A 17,675-nucleotide genomic window follows, 5' to 3' on the forward strand; every position below is an offset into this window, starting at 1 on the left:
CTACGGCGCAGGCTTCAACCGGCGCCGTAGTTTTAACTTGAGCAGCGACTTACAAAGCCGCGGCTCTTATTTTGAAGAAATGAGACAAGCAGGGGCATTCGGGTTGGTACCCGAACTATCAGCGTGATCCTAAGTGGCTTGTTTTGGTCGCTGCACTTGGCCTTTTGCAAGCAAACTCGGTGTTTTCGCCGGTGGTGTCCCCAAATCGAGGGTGACCAAGCATGCAAGAAAGCGTGATGCAGCGCATGTGGAACAGCGGCTATCTTTCAGGTGGTAACGCTGCCTATGTGGAAGAGCTTTATGAGCTCTACCTGCACGACCCTAACGCTGTGCCAGAAGAATGGCGCACCAAATTTCAGACGTTGTCTTCAGACGGCAACGCTGCCACCGATGTATCGCACGCAACAATTCGCGATCAGTTTGTGCTGCTGGCAAAGAACCAGCGCCGCGCTCAGCCGGTTTCCGCCGGGAGCGTGAGCAGCGAGCACGAGAAGAAGCAAGTTGAAGTACTGCGACTGATCCAGGCTTACCGGATGCGTGGCCACCAGGCGGCCCAGCTTGACCCGCTGGGGCTCTGGAAGCGTCCTGCACCTGCTGACCTGTCGATCAATCATTACGGCTTGACCAATGCCGATCTTGATACGACCTTCCGTGCCGGCGACCTGTTCATCGGCAAAGAGGAAGCGAGCCTACGCGAAATTCACGAAGCGTTGCAGCAGACATATTGCCGCACCATCGGCGCTGAATTTACGCACATCACCGATTCCGAGCAGCGCCACTGGTTCCAGCATCGTCTGGAAGGTGTGCGTGGCCGTCCGGTTTTGTCTGCCGACGTACGCAGCCATTTGCTGGAGCGCGTGACCGCAGCCGAAGGTCTCGAGAAATACCTGGGTACCAAATACCCGGGCACCAAACGTTTCGGCCTGGAAGGCGGCGAGAGCCTGATTCCAATGCTCGACGAGCTGATCCAGCGTTCCGGTTCCTACGGCACCAAGGAAATCGTGATCGGCATGGCTCACCGTGGTCGCCTGAACGTGTTGGTCAACACCTTCGGCAAGAACCCGCGCGAGCTGTTCGACGAGTTCGAAGGCAAGAAGAAGGTCGAGCTGGGTTCCGGTGACGTTAAATACCACCAGGGCTTCTCGTCCAACGTGATGACCACCGGCGGTGAAGTTCACCTGGCCATGGCCTTCAACCCATCCCACCTGGAAATCGTTTCTCCAGTGGTCGAGGGTTCGGTACGTGCTCGCCAGGATCGTCGCAACGATTCCACCGGTGAAAAGGTTCTGCCGATTTCCATCCACGGTGACGCGGCATTCGCCGGTCAAGGCGTGGTTCTGGAAACCTTCCAGATGTCGCAGACGCGCGGCTTCAAGACCGGCGGTACGGTTCACATCGTCATCAACAACCAGGTGGGTTTCACCATCAGCAACCCGCTGGACGCGCGCTCTACCGAGTACGCCACCGACGTTGCCAAGATGATCCAGGCGCCGATCCTCCATGTGAATGGTGATGATCCGGAAGCCGTGCTGTTCGTGACCCAACTGGCCATCGACTACCGCATGCAGTTCAAGCGTGACGTGGTGATCGACCTGGTCTGCTACCGTCGTCGCGGTCACAACGAAGCGGATGAGCCTAGCGGCACCCAACCGTTGATGTACCAGCAAATCACCAAGCAGCGCACCACCCGTGAGCTGTACGCCGACAGCCTGATCAAGGCCGGCGTGGTTGACGATGCGCGTGTTCAGGCGAAGATCGATGAATACCGCAACGCGCTGGACAACGGTCTGCACGTAGTAAAAAGCCTGGTTAAAGAGCCGAACAAAGAGCTGTTCGTGGACTGGCGTCCGTACCTGGGCCACGCCTGGACTGCGCGTCACGACACCTCGTTCGATCTGAAAACCCTGCAGGAACTGTCCGCCAAGCTGCTGGAAATTCCAGATGGCTTCGTGGTGCAGCGCCAGGTTGCGAAGATCTACGAAGACCGTCAGAAGATGCAAGCCGGCGGCCTGCCGATCAACTGGGGTTACGCTGAAACCATGGCGTACGCGACCCTGGCGTTCGAAGGTCACCCGATCCGCATGACCGGCCAGGACATCGGCCGCGGTACGTTCTCGCACCGCCACGCGGTATTGCACAACCAGAAAGACGCGGGCACCTACATCCCGTTGCAGAACCTGTACGAAGGCCAGCCACGTTTCGACCTGTACGATTCGTTCCTCTCCGAAGAAGCCGTACTGGCGTTCGAATACGGTTACTCGACCACCACGCCAAACGCGCTGGTGATCTGGGAAGCCCAGTTCGGCGACTTCGCCAACGGTGCTCAGGTGGTTATCGACCAGTTCATCACCAGCGGCGAGCACAAGTGGGGCCGTCTGTGCGGTCTGACCATGCTGCTGCCACACGGTTATGAAGGTCAGGGTCCGGAGCACTCTTCGGCCCGTCTGGAGCGTTACCTGCAGCTGTGCGCCGAGCACAACATCCAGGTGTGCGTGCCGACTACTCCGGCCCAGATCTACCACTTGCTGCGTCGCCAGGTGATCCGCCCGCTGCGCAAGCCGCTGGTAGTGCTGACCCCGAAATCGCTGTTGCGTCACAAATTGGCCATCTCGACCCTGGAAGATCTGGCCGACGGTTCGTTCCAGACCGTGATTCCAGAAATCGACACCCTGGACGCCGCCAAGGTCACTCGCCTGATCCTGTGCAGCGGCAAGGTTTACTACGACTTGCTGGAAAAACGTCGTGCCGAAGGCCGCGAAGACATCGCCATCGTGCGGATCGAGCAGCTTTACCCGTTCCCGGAAGACGACCTGATGGAGGCCATCGCGCCTTACACCAACCTCACCAACGTGGTGTGGTGTCAGGAAGAACCGATGAACCAGGGCGCGTGGTACAGCAGTCAGCATCACTTGCGTCGCAGCATCGGTAACCACAAAACAGGCCTTGGCCTTGAGTATGCCGGTCGTGATGCTTCTGCTGCACCTGCGTGTGGTTATGCGTCGATGCACGCCGAGCAGCAGGAAAAACTGCTGCAAGATGCTTTCACTGTTTAACGCCTTCGCGCTGACTGAAACCGAATTTTAAGGACCCACAGATAATGGCTATCGAAATCAAAGCCCCGTCATTCCCGGAATCGGTTGCCGATGGCACCGTTGCCACCTGGCACAAGAAACCAGGCGACGCCGTCAAGCGTGACGACCTGATCGTCGACATCGAGACCGACAAAGTCGTTCTGGAAGTGTTGGCTGAGGCTGACGGCGTACTGGGCGCAATCGTTGCCGAAGAAGGCGCTACCGTTCTGTCGAACCAGATTCTGGGCTCGATCGAAGAGGGCAGCGCTGCTGCTCCTGCTCCAGCCGCTGCCCCGGCCGCCGCTGCTGCACCGGCTGCTTCGGCGCCAGCTGCACCGGCTGCTGCTGGCGAAGATCCAATCGCTGCCCCGGCTGCGCGTCAGCTGGCCGAAGAAAACGGCATCAACCTGGCGTCCATCAAAGGCACCGGCAAAGACGGCCGTGTCACCAAGGAAGACGTTGTAGCTGCAGTTGAAGCCAAGAAAAACGCTCCAGCTGCCGCACCTGCCAAGGCTGCTGCACCGGCTGCCGCTGCGCCTGTGTTCGCCGCTGGCGACCGCACCGAGAAGCGCGTACCGATGACTCGCGTACGTGCCACCGTGGCCAAGCGCCTGGTCGAAGCACAGTCGAACATGGCGATGCTGACTACCTTCAACGAAGTCGACATGACCGAAGTCATGGCCCTGCGTTCGAAGTACAAGGACCTGTTCGAGAAGTCCCACAATGGCGTGCGCCTGGGCTTCATGTCGTTCTTCGTGAAAGCGGCCACCGAAGCGCTGAAACGCTTCCCGGCAGTCAACGCTTCCATCGACGGCAGCGACATCGTTTACCACGGCTATGCAGACATCGGCGTTGCCGTGTCCAGCGACCGTGGCCTGGTGGTACCGGTTCTGCGTAACGCCGAACTGATGAGCCTGGCTGAAATCGAAGGCGGCATCGCCGGCTTCGGCAAGAAAGCCCGTGACGGCAAGCTGACCATCGACGAGATGACCGGTGGTACCTTCACCATCACCAACGGTGGTACCTTCGGTTCGATGATGTCGACCCCGATCGTCAACCCGCCACAAGCTGCGATCCTGGGCATGCACAACATCATCCAGCGTCCGATGGCCATCAACGGCCAAGTCGTGATCCGCCCAATGATGTACCTGGCACTGTCTTACGATCACCGCCTGATCGATGGTAAAGAAGCCGTGACTTTCCTGGTGACCATCAAGAACCTGCTGGAAGACCCGGCTCGTCTGCTGCTGGACATCTAAAGACGCAGCGGCAAGTTGCGAGCTACAAGCTGTAGGAAAAAGCAGCTTGGCTTGCGGCTTGTCGCTTGAAGCTTGTCGCTGAATAGAGGAACTATTTTCATGTCGCAGAAATTTGACGTTGTTGTGATTGGTGCAGGTCCTGGCGGCTACGTTGCCGCTATCAAGGCCGCACAACTGGGCCTCTCGACTGCTTGCATCGAAAAATACACCGACAAGGAAGGCAAACTGGCGCTGGGCGGTACTTGCCTGAACGTAGGTTGCATTCCTTCCAAGGCGCTGCTGGACAGCTCCTGGAAATTCCACGAAGCCCAAAGCGGTTTCGCGATCCACGGCATCAACCATGCTGGCGTGACCATGGACGTGCCAGCAATGGTCGGCCGTAAAGCCAACATCGTTAAAGGCCTGACTTCCGGCGTTGCCACCCTGTTCAAGGCCAACGGCGTTACTTCCCTGCAAGGTCACGGCAAACTGCTGGCCGGCAAGAAAGTTGAAATCACCAAGCCGGACGGTTCGGTCGAGGTCATCGAAGCCGAGAACGTGATCCTGGCTCCAGGCTCGCGTCCAATCGACATTCCACCGGCTCCCGTTGACCAGAACGTGATCGTTGATTCGACCGGCGCCCTGGAATTCCAAACCGTGCCTAAGCGTCTGGGCGTGATCGGCGCTGGCGTCATCGGTCTGGAGCTGGGTTCGGTATGGTCCCGCCTGGGTTCTGAAGTGACCGTTCTGGAAGCCCTGGACACGTTCCTGCTGGCTGCCGACACCGCGGTGTCCAAAGAAGCGCTGAAAACCCTGACCAAACAAGGTCTGGACATCAAGCTGGGCGCCCGTGTTACCGGTTCCAAGGTCAACGGCGAAGAAGTCGTGGTGACCTACACCGATAAAGAAGGCGAGCAGACCATCACCTTCGACAAGCTGATCGTAGCCGTGGGTCGCCGGCCAGTGACCACCGACTTGCTGGCTTCCGACAGCGGCGTGAACATCGACGAGCGTGGTTTCATCCACGTTGACGATCACTGCGCTACCACCGTGCCTGGCGTGTACGCCATCGGCGACGTGGTGCGCGGCATGATGCTGGCGCACAAGGCGTCCGAAGAAGGCATCATGGTTGTCGAGCGCATCAAGGGTCACAAAACCCAGATGAACTACGACCTGATCCCGTCCGTTATCTACACCCACCCGGAAATTGCATGGGTCGGCAAGAACGAACAGCAGTTGAAAGCTGAAGGCGTTGAAGTTAACGTCGGCACCTTCCCGTTTGCCGCTTCTGGCCGTGCCATGGCAGCCAACGACACCGGTGGTTTTGTCAAAGTCATCGCTGATGCCAAGACTGACCGCGTATTGGGCGTCCACGTGATTGGCCCAAGCGCTGCAGAACTGGTTCAGCAAGGCGCGATCGGTATGGAATTCGGCACCAGCGCCGAGGACCTGGGCATGATGGTCTTCTCCCATCCGACCCTGTCTGAAGCGTTGCATGAAGCCGCGTTGGCTGTGAATGGCGGCGCCATCCACATCGCCAACAAGAAGAAACGCTAAGCGAGATAATAAGAAACCACGGCGGTTGCCCGTCGTGAGCCTTGCGCGCAAGACTCACCGCGGAATATCCGCTGGACGCAGTCTTGCGCAGCTTTACGGGCGTTAAGCCCTGCAAGTTGTGCAAGCAGCAGTCACAGGTGGCGCGGCACTCATAATGAGCGCAGCGCCGAATGCGCAGTACCTAACGAAGACGGTAAAAAGCATGAATCTTCACGAGTATCAGGGTAAGCAGCTGTTCGCTGAATACGGCCTGCCAGTATCCAAGGGTTACGCAGTAGACACCCCGGAAGCAGCAGCAGAAGCTTGCGACAAAATCGGTGGTACCGAGTGGGTTGTCAAAGCCCAGGTCCACGCTGGTGGTCGCGGTAAAGCGGGCGGCGTTAAGCTGGTTCGCAGCAAAGAAGACGCCAAGGCCTTCGCACAGCAGTGGCTGGGCAAGCGTCTGGTGACTTACCAGACTGATGCCAATGGCCAACCAGTCACCAAGATCCTGGTTGAATCGTGCACTGATATCGCTAAAGAGCTGTACCTGGGCGCTGTCGTTGACCGTTCGAGCCGTCGCATTGTGTTCATGGCTTCCACCGAAGGTGGCGTGGACATCGAGAAGATTGCTCACGAAACCCCAGAAAAAATTCTGAAAGCCACTATCGATCCACTGGTTGGCGCTCAGCCATTCCAGGGTCGTGAGCTGGCTTTCCAGCTGGGCCTGGAAGGCAAGCAAGTTGCCCAGTTCGCCAAGATCTTCGTAGGTCTGGCCAAACTGTTCCAGGATCACGATCTGGCCCTGCTGGAAGTGAACCCGCTGGTGATCAAGGCTGACGGCGATCTGCACTGCCTCGACGCCAAGATCAACATCGACGCCAACGCCATGTACCGTCAGCCTAAGCTGAAGACTTTCCACGATCCGTCGCAAGACGATCCGCGCGAAGCGCACGCTGCCAAGTTCGAACTGAACTACGTAGCGCTGGAAGGTAACATCGGTTGCATGGTCAACGGTGCTGGCCTGGCCATGGGTACCATGGACATCGTCAACCTGCATGGCGGCAAGCCAGCCAACTTCCTCGATGTGGGCGGCGGTGCTACCAAAGAACGCGTGACCGAAGCGTTCAAGATCATCCTGTCCGACTCCAACGTCGCTGCAGTATTGGTCAACATTTTCGGCGGCATCGTTCGTTGCGACATGATTGCCGAAGGCATCATCGGTGCAGTGAAAGAAGTCGGCGTTAAAATCCCGGTTGTTGTACGCCTTGAAGGTAACAACGCTGAACTGGGCGCTAAAGTACTGGCAGAAAGCGGTTTGAACATCATCGCGGCTACCAGCCTGACCGACGCTGCTCAACAAGTTGTCAAAGCTGCGGAGGGCAAATAATGAGCGTCCTGATCAATAAAGACACCAAAGTTATCTGCCAGGGTATTACCGGTTCGCAAGGTAGTTTCCACACCCAGCAAGCCATCGAGTACGGCACCAAGATGGTTGGCGGCGTAACTCCGGGCAAAGGCGGCACCGAGCACCTGGGTCTGCCAGTGTTCAACACCGTGAAAGACGCTGTAGCTGCCACTGGCGCCACCGCCAGCGTGATCTACGTTCCAGCACCTTTCTGCAAAGATTCCATCCTGGAAGCAGCATTCGGCGGCATCAAGCTGATCGTGTGCATCACCGAAGGCATTCCTACCCTGGACATGCTGGACGCTAAAGTTAAGTGCGACGAGCTGGGCGTAGTCCTGATCGGCCCTAACTGCCCAGGCGTGATCACCCCAGGCGAATGCAAGATCGGCATCATGCCAGGTCACATTCACTTGCCAGGCAAAGTCGGTATCGTTTCGCGTTCCGGCACCCTGACCTACGAAGCTGTGAAGCAAACCACTGACGCCGGTTTCGGTCAGTCGACTTGCGTCGGCATCGGCGGTGACCCGATCCCAGGCTCGAACTTCATCGACATCCTGAAACTGTTCCAGGAAGACCCGAAGACCGAAGCGATCGTGATGATCGGTGAGATCGGCGGTTCGGCTGAAGAAGAAGCGGCTGCCTACATCAAGGCACACGTGACCAAGCCGGTTGTTTCCTACATCGCTGGTGTGACTGCCCCTGCGGGCAAGCGCATGGGCCATGCTGGCGCAATCATCTCTGGCGGCAAAGGCACTGCAGACGAGAAATTCGCTGCACTGCAAGACGCAGGCGTTAAAACCGTGCGTTCGCTGGCAGACATCGGCAAAGCCCTGGCTGAGCTGACGGGTTGGGCTGTCAAGTAAGCCTCGCGCTTAGCTGACGCTTCACCCACACAAAGGCCACCTTCGGGTGGCCTTTGTGCGTTCTGGAGATTGTTGAAGATCAAAATGTGGGAGCGGGCTTGCTCGCGAATGCGCAGGATCAGTCGGTAAATTTGGTACTGACAGACCGCATTCGCGAGCAAGCCCGCTCCCACATTGTTCTGTATTAACAACGTTAAGTATGAAAACGCGACATTTGGATGTCGCTTATCGGACAGTTCGCCCCGCAACAGTGTGTTTGTCAGCCCAATTCTGTACTCTAGCCGCCTCTTTATGCGTCCGCATCCCAAAAGGAAGTCGCGCGCCAGATCGGTCGGTCCCCATAAGGACCGGCAGCAGTTCCCTCATCCACAGGGAATCCCTCTCTAAATTCCGATTCAGTAGTGTGGTATTTCCTGAAATGAAAGTGTTGAAAAGCCAGGATATCCTGGCGTTAGGCTTTATGACTTTTGCCCTGTTCGTGGGCGCCGGCAACATCATCTTCCCGCCTATCGTTGGTTTGCAGTCCGGGCCTCACGTCTGGATGGCAGCGTTGGGCTTCCTGATCACCGCGGTCGGTCTGCCGGTGGTCACCGTCATCGCCCTGGCCAAGGTTGGCGGCGGTATGGACGCGTTGAGCAGCCCGATCGGCAAGATCGCCGGCGGCCTGCTCGCGGCGGCGGCGTACCTGGCGGTAGGGCCGCTGTTCGCCACCCCGCGTACCGCGACCGTTTCCTTTGAAGTGGGCCTGGCGCCGCTGACCGGCGAAAGCCCGCTGGCGCTGTTCCTCTACAGCTCGGTGTATTTCCTGGTGGTGTTCTTCGTGTCCCTGTACCCGGGCCGCCTGCTGGACACTGTCGGTCGCTTCCTGGCGCCACTGAAAATCATCGCCCTGGCCATTCTGGGCATCGCTGCATTTGCCCTGCCGGCCGGTGATGTGGGCGTGGCGACACCGGAATACGTGGCCGCACCGTTCTCCCAAGGGTTCATCAATGGTTACCTGACCATGGATACCCTGGGCGCGCTGGTGTTCGGGATCGTCATCGTCAATGCCATCCGTTCCCGTGGCGTCGAATCGCCACAGCTGATCACCCGCTACGCAATCATTGCCGGGTTGATTGCCGGCGTGGGCCTGGCGCTGGTGTACGTCAGCCTGTTCCGCCTGGGTTCGGGCAGCCACGCCGTGGCCGCCGGCGCGAGCAACGGTGCGGCGGTGCTGCACGCTTACGTGCAATACACGTTCGGCTCCCTGGGCAGCGGCTTCCTCGCCGTGTTGATCTCCCTGGCATGCCTGGTCACCGCTGTGGGCCTGACCTGCGCGTGCGCCGAGTACTTCAGCAAAATCCTGCCGCTGTCCTACAAGACACTGGTCGTGATCCTGGCGCTGTTCTCGCTGTTTGTGTCCAACCTGGGCCTGACCAAGCTGATCGCCTTCTCGATTCCGGTGCTTACCGCGATCTACCCGCCGTGCATCGTGCTGGTGGCCCTGAGCTTCTGCAAAGACTTCTGGCTGGAGCAGGGCCGTATCGTTGGCCCGGTGATGCTGGTGTCGTTCATCTTTGGTTGCATCGATGCGCTCAAGGGCGCGGGCCTGGCCGATTGGTTGCCTGCCCAGCTGGCGCACCTGCCGCTGAGCGAGCAAGGCCTGGCATGGCTGGTGCCGTCGGTGATGACGCTGGTCGTTGCATTTGTGGTTGATCGCATGCTCGGCAAGCGTAGCGAAGCCATCGCGTAACGAGCGGTTTCACGCGGCATCGAAATGCCCCGTATCAATCGATACGGGGCATTTTTTATGCCTGTGAGACTACTACCCTCTAAAGTTGAAACGCGGTCGATGTGGGAGCTGGTTGCCTGCGGTTGCTGTATCGCCCGATCCAGCGCTATCGCAGGCAAGCCAGCTCCCACATTTTGAACCGCGTTCGTCTCCATCCATTGTGCATAAGGCCCCGCATGTCGTTCATCGAAACCAATCAGGTCCACCTGCTTGCCGCCCTCTGGTTCGTCCTGTGCTGGGGGGTTACACCCGATACGCCACTTGGAAAGCCCGCGACACCGCCTGCCTGGCCAGCGTGCTGCATTTGTATCGCGAAGACTGGATGCGCCGCATGTTGCTGCGCGACAACCGCATCGCCGACGCCAGCGTGATCGGCAACCTGGAGCGCAACGCTTCGTTCTTCGCCTCCAGCACGTTGATCATCCTCGCCGGCATTCTTACCGTGCTCGGTGCGTCCGAGCGGGCGGTGTCGTTGCTGGCGGACATCCCCATGGTGCAGCAGGCGTCCCAGGGCATGTCGGAAATCAAGCTGCTGTGCCTGGCGCTGGTGTTCGTCTACGCGTTTTTCACCTTCAGTTGGTGCATGCGCCAATACAACTTTGCCGCGGTGCTGGTGGGGTCGGCGCCGATGATCGGTGAGCGGCATGTGTCGGAGCAGGAGCGTAAAGCGTTTGCGCTGCGAGCAGCCAGGGTGATCTCGATGGCCGCCAACCAATTCAACTTTGGCCTGCGCGCTTATTATTTTGGCATGACCATGCTCGCCTGGTTTGTCAGCCCCTGGTTGTTCATGTTGATGAGCGGCGGGGTCGTGGTGGTGTTGTACCGTCGGGAGTTTCATTCCGACGTACTGCAGGTGATGGTCTATACCCCGACTGATACGCCGGCGTCCGAAGTGGCTAAAGACGCAGTGTCTTAACTAGGGCGTCCGGTTAGTCCAACTTTTAACCCACGGCTAAACAGCAGACAAAGAAAAGCCCGCTATGTAAGCGGGCTTTCTTTCGCAGCAATTGCCAGGCTATTAAGGCTTGGCAGGTGCTACTGGAGCAGCGGTACCGTCTTCTTTCGCTTTTTCAGCGTTTGCATCAGCCTGAGCTTTGGCAGCATCGGCGTTTTCTTTTGCAGCGTCGTTCACTTTATCCTGTGCTTTCGCCATGTCCTTCTGAGCTTGCTCAGAATGCGACTGTGCATCTTGGGCTTTGTCTTCGGATTTTTTATCGCAGGCAGCGAGGCCGAGGGCAGCGGCGAGCATCATGGAAATAGCTAAAGTCTTGCGCATGGGGTGTTTCTCCTTATTGAAGATATCTACTGGCCTTTCGAGCCTGGGGGGTCAGCATTAGTTCCTTTTATTCCCCAGATATATAAACACCGGTGATCAAGGAGCTTTCAACCGCACGACATACTCCGCGGATCAACACTAATAAGAGTCTAGACCACATGACCGAAAATCCCCTGTTAGCCCGTGCCACGCGCTTTGTTTCGGCGCTGCGCCATTGCCAGGTGCTGGGCATCACCGTCCATGCTGCCAGCGACGAAGGCATGACGCTGTGCCTGCCTTACGGCCCGCATATCGTCGGTGATCCCCAGACCGGCGTGATTCACGGCGGCGCATTGACCTCCTTGATGGACACGGCCTGCGGCATGGCAACCCTGTGTGTATTGCCCGAGTTCGAGGTGTGCCCAACCCTGGACCTGCGCGTTGACTACATGCACCCCGCCGAACCGCACAAACCTGTTTATGGCTTTGCGCACTGTTACCGGGTGACCACCGACGTGATCTTCACCCGTGGTTTTGCTTATCAGGAGGACCCGCAACAGCCGATTGCCCATGTGGTGGGCACATTCATGCGCATGGGCAAGCGCCTCAAGGGCACCCAAGGGCTGGGCAGCACCATCAAGGGAGAGCGGGCATGACACACCGATTCAAAACCCGCCTCGAACAGGCCCATGAGCGCGGTAACTATGAGGCGCTGCTCGACCTGATTCCCTACGCCAAGCTGATCGGCATTGAGTGCACGCGTCTGGGAGATGAATTGCTGTTTCGTATGCCGGCCAACAAGGACAACATTGGTAACCCGATATTGCCGGCGCTGCACGGTGGCGTGATTGCCGGGTTCATGGAGTTGTCGGCGGCGTTGCACCTGCTGGTGTTTACCGGCTCGCCCGGCATTCCGAAAATCATCGACTTTTCCCTCGATTACCTGCGTGCCGGCCAGTTTCGCGACACTTACGCCAAATGCCAGGTATGGCGCCAGGGCCGCCGAGTTGCCAATGTGGCGATCACCGCCTGGCAAAGTACCCCGGCCGAACCGATTGCCACCGCCCGCGCACATTTCAAGATTGAGGAATCGGCGCGCCCTTGAAATCCTGGTCTTAGCCCCCAACTTTGATGACAACCCGCCGCCAACCCTCAAGGGCGCGGCCACTGCCATCCAATTGGAGTTTGATGACCATGAGTGTGGAAACTCAAAAGGAAACCCTGGGCTTCCAGACCGAGGTGAAGCAGCTGCTGCACCTCATGATCCATTCGCTGTATTCCAACAAGGAAATCTTCCTTCGCGAATTGATCTCGAACGCCTCAGACGCTGTCGACAAATTACGTTTCGAAGCCCTGTCCAAGCCTGAGTTGCTGGAAGGTGGCGCCGAACTGAAAATCCGTGTGAGCTTCGACAAAGACGCCAAGACCGTCACCCTCGAAGACAACGGCATCGGCATGAGCCGCGAAGACGCGATCACCCATTTGGGCACCATCGCCAAATCCGGTACCGCCGATTTCATGAAAAACCTGTCGGGCGACCAGAAAAAAGATTCGCACCTGATCGGTCAGTTCGGTGTGGGCTTCTACTCGGCCTTCATCGTCGCCGACAAGGTTGAAGTGTTCAGCCGTCGCGCCGGCCTCGACGCCAGCGAGGGCGTGCACTGGTCCTCCAAAGGTGAGGGCGAGTTCGAAATCGCCACCATCGACAAGGCTGACCGTGGCACGCGCATCGTGCTGCACCTCAAATCCGGTGAAGATGAATTCGCCGACGGTTACCGTCTGCGCAACATCATCAAGAAGTACTCCGACCATATTGCTTTGCCAATCGAACTGCCTAAAGAACAGGCGGCTGTCGAGGGCGAAGAGAAACCTGCCCAGGAATGGGAAGTGGTCAACCGTGCCAGCGCCTTGTGGACCCGTCCTCGCACTGAGGTGAAGGACGAGGAATACCAGGAGTTCTACAAGCACATCGCTCACGACTACGAAAACCCGCTGAGCTGGAGCCACAACAAGGTCGAAGGCAAGCTGGAATACAGCTCGCTGCTTTACGTACCGGCCCGTGCGCCGTTCGACCTGTACCAGCGTGAAGCGCCAAAAGGCCTGAAGCTGTACGTGCAGCGCGTGTTCGTGATGGACCAGGCGGAGTCCTTCCTGCCGTTGTACCTGCGCTTCATCAAAGGCGTGGTCGACTCCAACGACCTGTCGTTGAACGTGTCGCGCGAAATCCTGCAGAAAGACCCGATCATCGACTCCATGAAGTCGGCGCTGACCAAGCGCGTGCTCGACATGCTGGAGAAACTGGCGAAGAACGAGCCTGAGCAATACAAGAGCTTCTGGAAAAACTTCGGCCAGGTCATGAAAGAAGGCCCGGCGGAAGATTTTGCCAACAAGGAAAAAATCGCCGGCCTGCTGCGCTTTGCGTCCACCCTGGGTGATGACGGTGAGCAGGTTGTGTCGCTGGCCGAGTACCTGGCGCGCGCCAAGGAAGGTCAGGACAAGATCTACTACCTGACCGGTGAAACCTACGCGCAGGTCAAAAACAGCCCGCACCTGGAAGTCTTCCGCAAGAAAGGCATCGAAGTGCTGCTGCTGACCGACCGTATCGATGAGTGGCTGATGAGCTACCTCAGCGAGTTCGACGGCAAAACCTTCGTCGACGTGGCCCGTGGTGACCTGGACCTGGGTAACCTGGACTCCGAAGAAGAGAAAAAAGAAGCCGAAGAAGTCGCCAAGGCCAAAGAAGGCCTGGTTGAACGAATCAAGTCCGCCTTGGGCGATGCCGTCAGCGAAGTGCGGGTTTCCCACCGTCTGACCGACTCTCCGGCGATTCTGGCCATCGGCGAGCAGGACCTGGGCATGCAGATGCGTCAGATCCTTGAAGCCAGCGGTCAGAAGGTTCCGGATTCCAAGCCGATCTTCGAATTCAACCCGGCTCACCCGCTGATCGAGAAACTCGATGGCGAGCAAAGCGAAGAGCGTTTTGGCGACCTGTCGCACATCCTCTTCGACCAGGCGGCGCTCGCCGCTGGCGACAGCCTGAAAGACCCGGCCGCCTACGTGCGCCGACTGAACAAGCTGTTGGTTGAACTGTCGGTTTAACACCGTTGTAGAAAAACCCGCTTCGGCGGGTTTTTTCGTTCTACGCATCTCAACTGGAGTAAATGATGAGCCAAGTCACTGTGCGTTCCGTGGTCTATCAGATTGATGGCCAGTCTTATGAAAGCCGCCTGGCGTTCGATGCCAGCCATAAGGGCCCGCTGCCGGGTCTGCTGATGGCGCCGAACTGGATGGGTGTGAGTGCCGGTGCTGAAGAGATCGCCAAAAGCGTGGCTGCCAAGGGCTACGTGGTGCTGATCGCCGACCTGTACGGCCAAACCGTGCGCCCCTCCAATGGCGATGAAGCCGGCGCGGCCATGATGCCGTTGAAGAATGATCGCCCGCTGCTGAACAAGCGCATGCAGGCGGCCTTCGAGCAACTGCAAGGCCAGAGCGAGGCGGCGGTGGATACCTCCAGGCTTGCGACCTTTGGTTTCTGCTTCGGCGGTTGCTGCTCCCTGGAGCTGGCGCGTACCGGCGCCCCGTTGAAGGCCGCCGTGTCGTTCCACGGCACCCTCGACACGCCGAACCCGGCGGATGCGAAGAACATCAAAGGCGCGGTGTTGGTGCTGCACGGTGCGTCCGATCCCTTGGTGCCGAAAGAGCAACTGCCAGCGTTTGAAGATGAAATGAACGCGGCCGGTGTGGATTGGCAACTGCTGAGCTACGGCGGCGCCGTGCATTCCTTCACCGACCCGCACGCCAATGTGCCGGGCAAGATGATGTATGACGCGAAGACCGCTGCGCGGGCGTTCCAGTCGATGCATAACTTGCTGGATGAAGTGTTCAAGGGCTGAATCTTCGGCGCCTGTTAGGGCCTCATCGGGGGCAAGCCCCCTCCCACATTTTGAATGTATTCACAGTTCAAGTGTGGGAGGGGGCTTGCCCCCGATGGCTATCTCCCAGGCAACTCAATTCTTTCAGTTTCCCCCGGCACCGTCGGCCAATCCCCGGCCGCCCATCGTTGCCGCGCTTGTTCGATCATTGCTGGGTCGCTCGCGACAAAATTCCAGTTGATCCGCCGTGGCCCGTCCAGCGGCGCGCCGCCAAACACCACCAGGTGGCAATCACTTTCAGCGAACAGCGTCATTTCCTGCCCGGCAGGCAGCACAACCAGGCTACGCACCGCCAAGGCCTCGCCGTCCAACTGCGCTTCACCCTCCAGCACATACACCGCCCGTTCCTCGTATTCATCCGGGATCAGCAGCGTCGTGGCCGTCTGCATCTGCACTTCGGCATACACGGTGGGCGAGAGCACCGGCACTGGCGATTTGAGGCAGAAGCCGGCGCCTGCGATCAGGCGAACCTGCACGCCCAGGTTGTCACTGATCGGTAAGCTCGCCGCCGCGTGATGGCTGTAATGCCCGGGTCCGGTTTCGTGGTCCTTGGGGGAGGCCAGCCACACTTGCAGCCCGTGCAGGCTGAATCCGTCGGCCTTGAGTGCCTCGGGCGTGCGTTCGACGTGGGCAATCGCGCTGCCGGCGGTCATCCAGCTGACGTCGCCGGCCTGCACCACCTGGTCCGAGCCGAGGCTGTCCTTGTGCTGCAGCGCGCCCTCAAACAAATAGGTCAGCGTGGACAACCCGATATGCGGGTGCTGGCGGATGTTCATGCCGGTACCCGGCGCATAGCGCGTGAGCAGCATGTGATCGAAAAACACGAAAGGCCCGACGCTACGGCATTCGCGCGACGGCAGCGGGCGCAGGATTGGCTGGCCCTCGACCTCTTCGGCGCGCGGGCGGATCACGGTGAGGATGGGCATGGTGCGTCCCTGTCTGAGCGGGTTGGATGACCAAGAGCATAACCCGCTCGACGGGAGGTTGGCGCTATTGGCTGAAAGCGCCTTCGGACAATGTGGTCTCGATGGTGACGTCGGCGGTGGTCATCAGTTTGTGTACCGGGCAGCGATCGGCGACGTGGTGCAGCTCATCGCGCTGTGCGTCGGTGAGCACGCCTTTGAGTGTCAGCTTGACGTTGAGCTTGTATTTGCCTTTTTGCTCCTCGGTGCTGTCGTGGGTGACTTCCACGGTCACGCCGCTCAGCGGGATGTCTTTCTTCTGGGCGTACAGCTTGACGGTCAAGGCCTTGCACGAGGCCAGGGCAGCATCGAAATAGTCGTGGGGGGAGGGCGCCGAGTCGTCGCCGCCCAGGCTCTTGGGCAGGTCGGTGAACAGTTCGTGGTTATTGATATTCACACTGTGGCGAAAGTTGTCGTGGTTCAGGGTGTTGACGGTAACAGGCATGGTGAACCTCACAAGGTTGGCAGGATGAAGGTCATGCAGTTATAGAACATGCTGGCACTTAGGTGTTCCGCGTTTTTGGCCGATGAACCGTGGCGCTTTGCACACGGTCTACCCGTATTAGCCGATACCGAGGTTCTACCGTGCTCCTGACCCGCCTGAGTCTCGCCCTGCTGTTCGCCGCCGCCAGCGTTGCGGTGCAGGCGCGCGACTATGCCTACAGCGACGCGCACCTGCACTACGTGGATTTTTTCCAGGAAACGGCGGGCATGGATGCATTGCTCAAGGCGATGGCCGACGCCCACATCGAACACGTGATGATTTCCGGTATTCCCGTCGCTAAAAAATGGCACGAAGACGAACCCAAGCGCCCGCGTTACTACGCCGGTGACGATGCCGATGCCTATTGGTACAGCGCCACTGACGTGATCGTTGCGGCTGCGGTGAACAAACTCACACCTGAGCAGCGTCGGCACTTTCACCCGTTTTTATCCGGCTTCAACCCTAACGACAAAAATTCCGCGGCCCATATCCAGCGCATGCTGGATCTCAACCCCGGGCTTTGGCAGGGCATCGGTGAGGTGTTCACGCGCCACGATGACCTCACGGCCTTGACCGCCGGCGACACCCCGCGCGCCAACAACGAAGCCATGAGGCGCATCTATCACCTCGCCGCCGAAAACGATCTGCCGGTGATGCTGCACGCCAACATTACCTCCAAGCGCGAGCGCAACCCGCTGTACCTGCCGGAGGTGGAAGAATCGCTGCGCAACCACCCGCACACCCGCTTTATCTGGGCCCATGCCGGCACCAGTAAAGAGATTCACCGTCATCAGGTGCAGATGGACTTTCTTCTGCCGACCTTGAACCGCCTGCTTGAGGCGTATCCCAATCTCTACATTGACCTGTCCTGGAGCATGCTCACGCCGTACTTGCTCGATGAAGCGGGCAAGCCTCGGCCCGAGTGGGTAGAGCTGGTAGAGCGCTTCCCGGAGCGTTTTATGCTGGGTTCGGATGTTGTAGGGCGCTTCAGCAAGCTCGGTAAGGAAATGCATCGCTTTGCACCCTTTCTCGACGCTCTGCCCGAGGAGGTAGCCCGCAAGGTGGCGCGAGACAACTTCCTGGCAGTTCTGCCGAAATCAGCTCGCGATGAGCAAGCACATTGATATCGCCTTTTCGTCTTACGCAATATTGAAC

At 58.7% G+C, this 17,675-nt stretch carries 14 protein-coding genes and 1 pseudogene; 12 read left to right on the forward strand and 3 right to left on the reverse strand.

The window, feature by feature from the left end:
- Positions 1-221 precede the first annotated feature (221 nt).
- The 7 genes and pseudogenes from AB5I78_RS09450 to AB5I78_RS09480 all read left to right on the forward strand — a co-directional run bounded on the left by AB5I78_RS09450 (position 222) and on the right by AB5I78_RS09480 (position 10,803).
- On the forward strand, positions 222-3,053 hold the full coding sequence (locus AB5I78_RS09450) for a 2-oxoglutarate dehydrogenase E1 component (RefSeq protein ID WP_145164989.1): 2,832 nt from the start codon (positions 222-224) through the stop codon (positions 3,051-3,053).
- 44 nt (positions 3,054-3,097) lie between these two features.
- Positions 3,098-4,330, forward strand: coding sequence for a 2-oxoglutarate dehydrogenase complex dihydrolipoyllysine-residue succinyltransferase (gene odhB / locus AB5I78_RS09455; protein ID WP_262210685.1), 1,233 nt, complete (start codon positions 3,098-3,100; stop codon positions 4,328-4,330).
- Positions 4,331-4,429: 99 nt separating this feature from the next.
- Positions 4,430-5,866, forward strand: coding sequence for a dihydrolipoyl dehydrogenase (lpdA, locus tag AB5I78_RS09460; protein ID WP_106576739.1), 1,437 nt, complete (start codon positions 4,430-4,432; stop codon positions 5,864-5,866).
- A gap of 202 nt (positions 5,867-6,068) precedes the next feature.
- The gene (gene sucC, locus AB5I78_RS09465) at positions 6,069-7,235 is read left to right on the forward strand and encodes an ADP-forming succinate--CoA ligase subunit beta (RefSeq protein ID WP_003233235.1); all 1,167 of its coding nucleotides are present in this window, start codon (positions 6,069-6,071) and stop codon (positions 7,233-7,235) included.
- Positions 7,235-8,116: a succinate--CoA ligase subunit alpha gene (gene sucD / locus AB5I78_RS09470; RefSeq protein ID WP_003172813.1), complete on the forward strand. Its 882-nt coding sequence runs from the start codon at positions 7,235-7,237 to the stop codon at positions 8,114-8,116. Before sucC ends, sucD begins: the two co-directional genes overlap by 1 nt.
- A 418-nt stretch (positions 8,117-8,534) precedes the next feature.
- Complete coding sequence (gene brnQ / locus AB5I78_RS09475; RefSeq protein WP_369300476.1) at positions 8,535-9,848, forward strand: branched-chain amino acid transport system II carrier protein; 1,314 nt, start codon at positions 8,535-8,537, stop codon at positions 9,846-9,848.
- Positions 9,849-10,063: 215 nt separating this feature from the next.
- A pseudogene (locus AB5I78_RS09480) lies at positions 10,064-10,803 on the forward strand (DUF599 domain-containing protein).
- A 102-nt stretch (positions 10,804-10,905) separates the two neighbouring features.
- Here AB5I78_RS09480 and AB5I78_RS09485 read toward each other — a convergent pair.
- Positions 10,906-11,163, reverse strand: a complete 258-nt coding sequence (locus AB5I78_RS09485) for a hypothetical protein (protein WP_369300474.1) — start codon at positions 11,161-11,163, stop codon at positions 10,906-10,908.
- 158 nt (positions 11,164-11,321) lie between these two features.
- On the opposite strand from AB5I78_RS09485, the gene AB5I78_RS09490 reads away from it, so the two are divergent.
- The 4 genes from AB5I78_RS09490 (at position 11,322) to AB5I78_RS09505 (ending at position 15,035) form a co-directional block, all read left to right on the forward strand.
- Positions 11,322-11,798 carry a PaaI family thioesterase gene (locus AB5I78_RS09490; protein WP_369300472.1) on the forward strand — a complete coding sequence of 159 codons (477 nt, stop codon included), beginning with the start codon at positions 11,322-11,324 and terminating at the stop codon, positions 11,796-11,798.
- The gene (locus AB5I78_RS09495) at positions 11,795-12,247 is read left to right on the forward strand and encodes a PaaI family thioesterase (RefSeq protein WP_106576734.1); all 453 of its coding nucleotides are present in this window, start codon (positions 11,795-11,797) and stop codon (positions 12,245-12,247) included. The genes AB5I78_RS09490 and AB5I78_RS09495 overlap by 4 nt, the downstream gene beginning before the upstream one ends.
- Before the next feature lie 89 nt (positions 12,248-12,336).
- Entirely contained in the window at positions 12,337-14,241 is a 1,905-nt protein-coding gene (gene htpG / locus AB5I78_RS09500; protein WP_369300470.1) for a molecular chaperone HtpG, read from the forward strand.
- Between the two features lie 65 nt (positions 14,242-14,306).
- Complete coding sequence (locus AB5I78_RS09505) at positions 14,307-15,035, forward strand: dienelactone hydrolase family protein (RefSeq protein WP_145164974.1); 729 nt, start codon at positions 14,307-14,309, stop codon at positions 15,033-15,035.
- Between the two features lie 98 nt (positions 15,036-15,133).
- On the opposite strand, the gene AB5I78_RS09510 is transcribed toward AB5I78_RS09505, so the two are convergent.
- Both AB5I78_RS09510 and AB5I78_RS09515 read right to left on the reverse strand, forming a co-directional pair.
- Entirely contained in the window at positions 15,134-16,000 is an 867-nt protein-coding gene (locus AB5I78_RS09510; protein WP_369300469.1) for a pirin family protein, read from the reverse strand.
- 64 nt (positions 16,001-16,064) lie between these two features.
- Positions 16,065-16,481, reverse strand: a complete 417-nt coding sequence (locus AB5I78_RS09515; protein ID WP_369300467.1) for an OsmC family protein — start codon at positions 16,479-16,481, stop codon at positions 16,065-16,067.
- Between the two features lie 140 nt (positions 16,482-16,621).
- Here AB5I78_RS09515 and AB5I78_RS09520 point away from each other — a divergent pair, with 140 nt between their 5' ends.
- Positions 16,622-17,644: an amidohydrolase family protein gene (locus AB5I78_RS09520; RefSeq protein ID WP_369300466.1), complete on the forward strand. Its 1,023-nt coding sequence runs from the start codon at positions 16,622-16,624 to the stop codon at positions 17,642-17,644.
- Positions 17,645-17,675: the final 31 nt, after the last annotated feature.

It is taken from the genome of Pseudomonas sp. N2-3-1-14, from assembly GCF_041228395.1.
Classification (GTDB): domain Bacteria; phylum Pseudomonadota; class Gammaproteobacteria; order Pseudomonadales; family Pseudomonadaceae; genus Aquipseudomonas.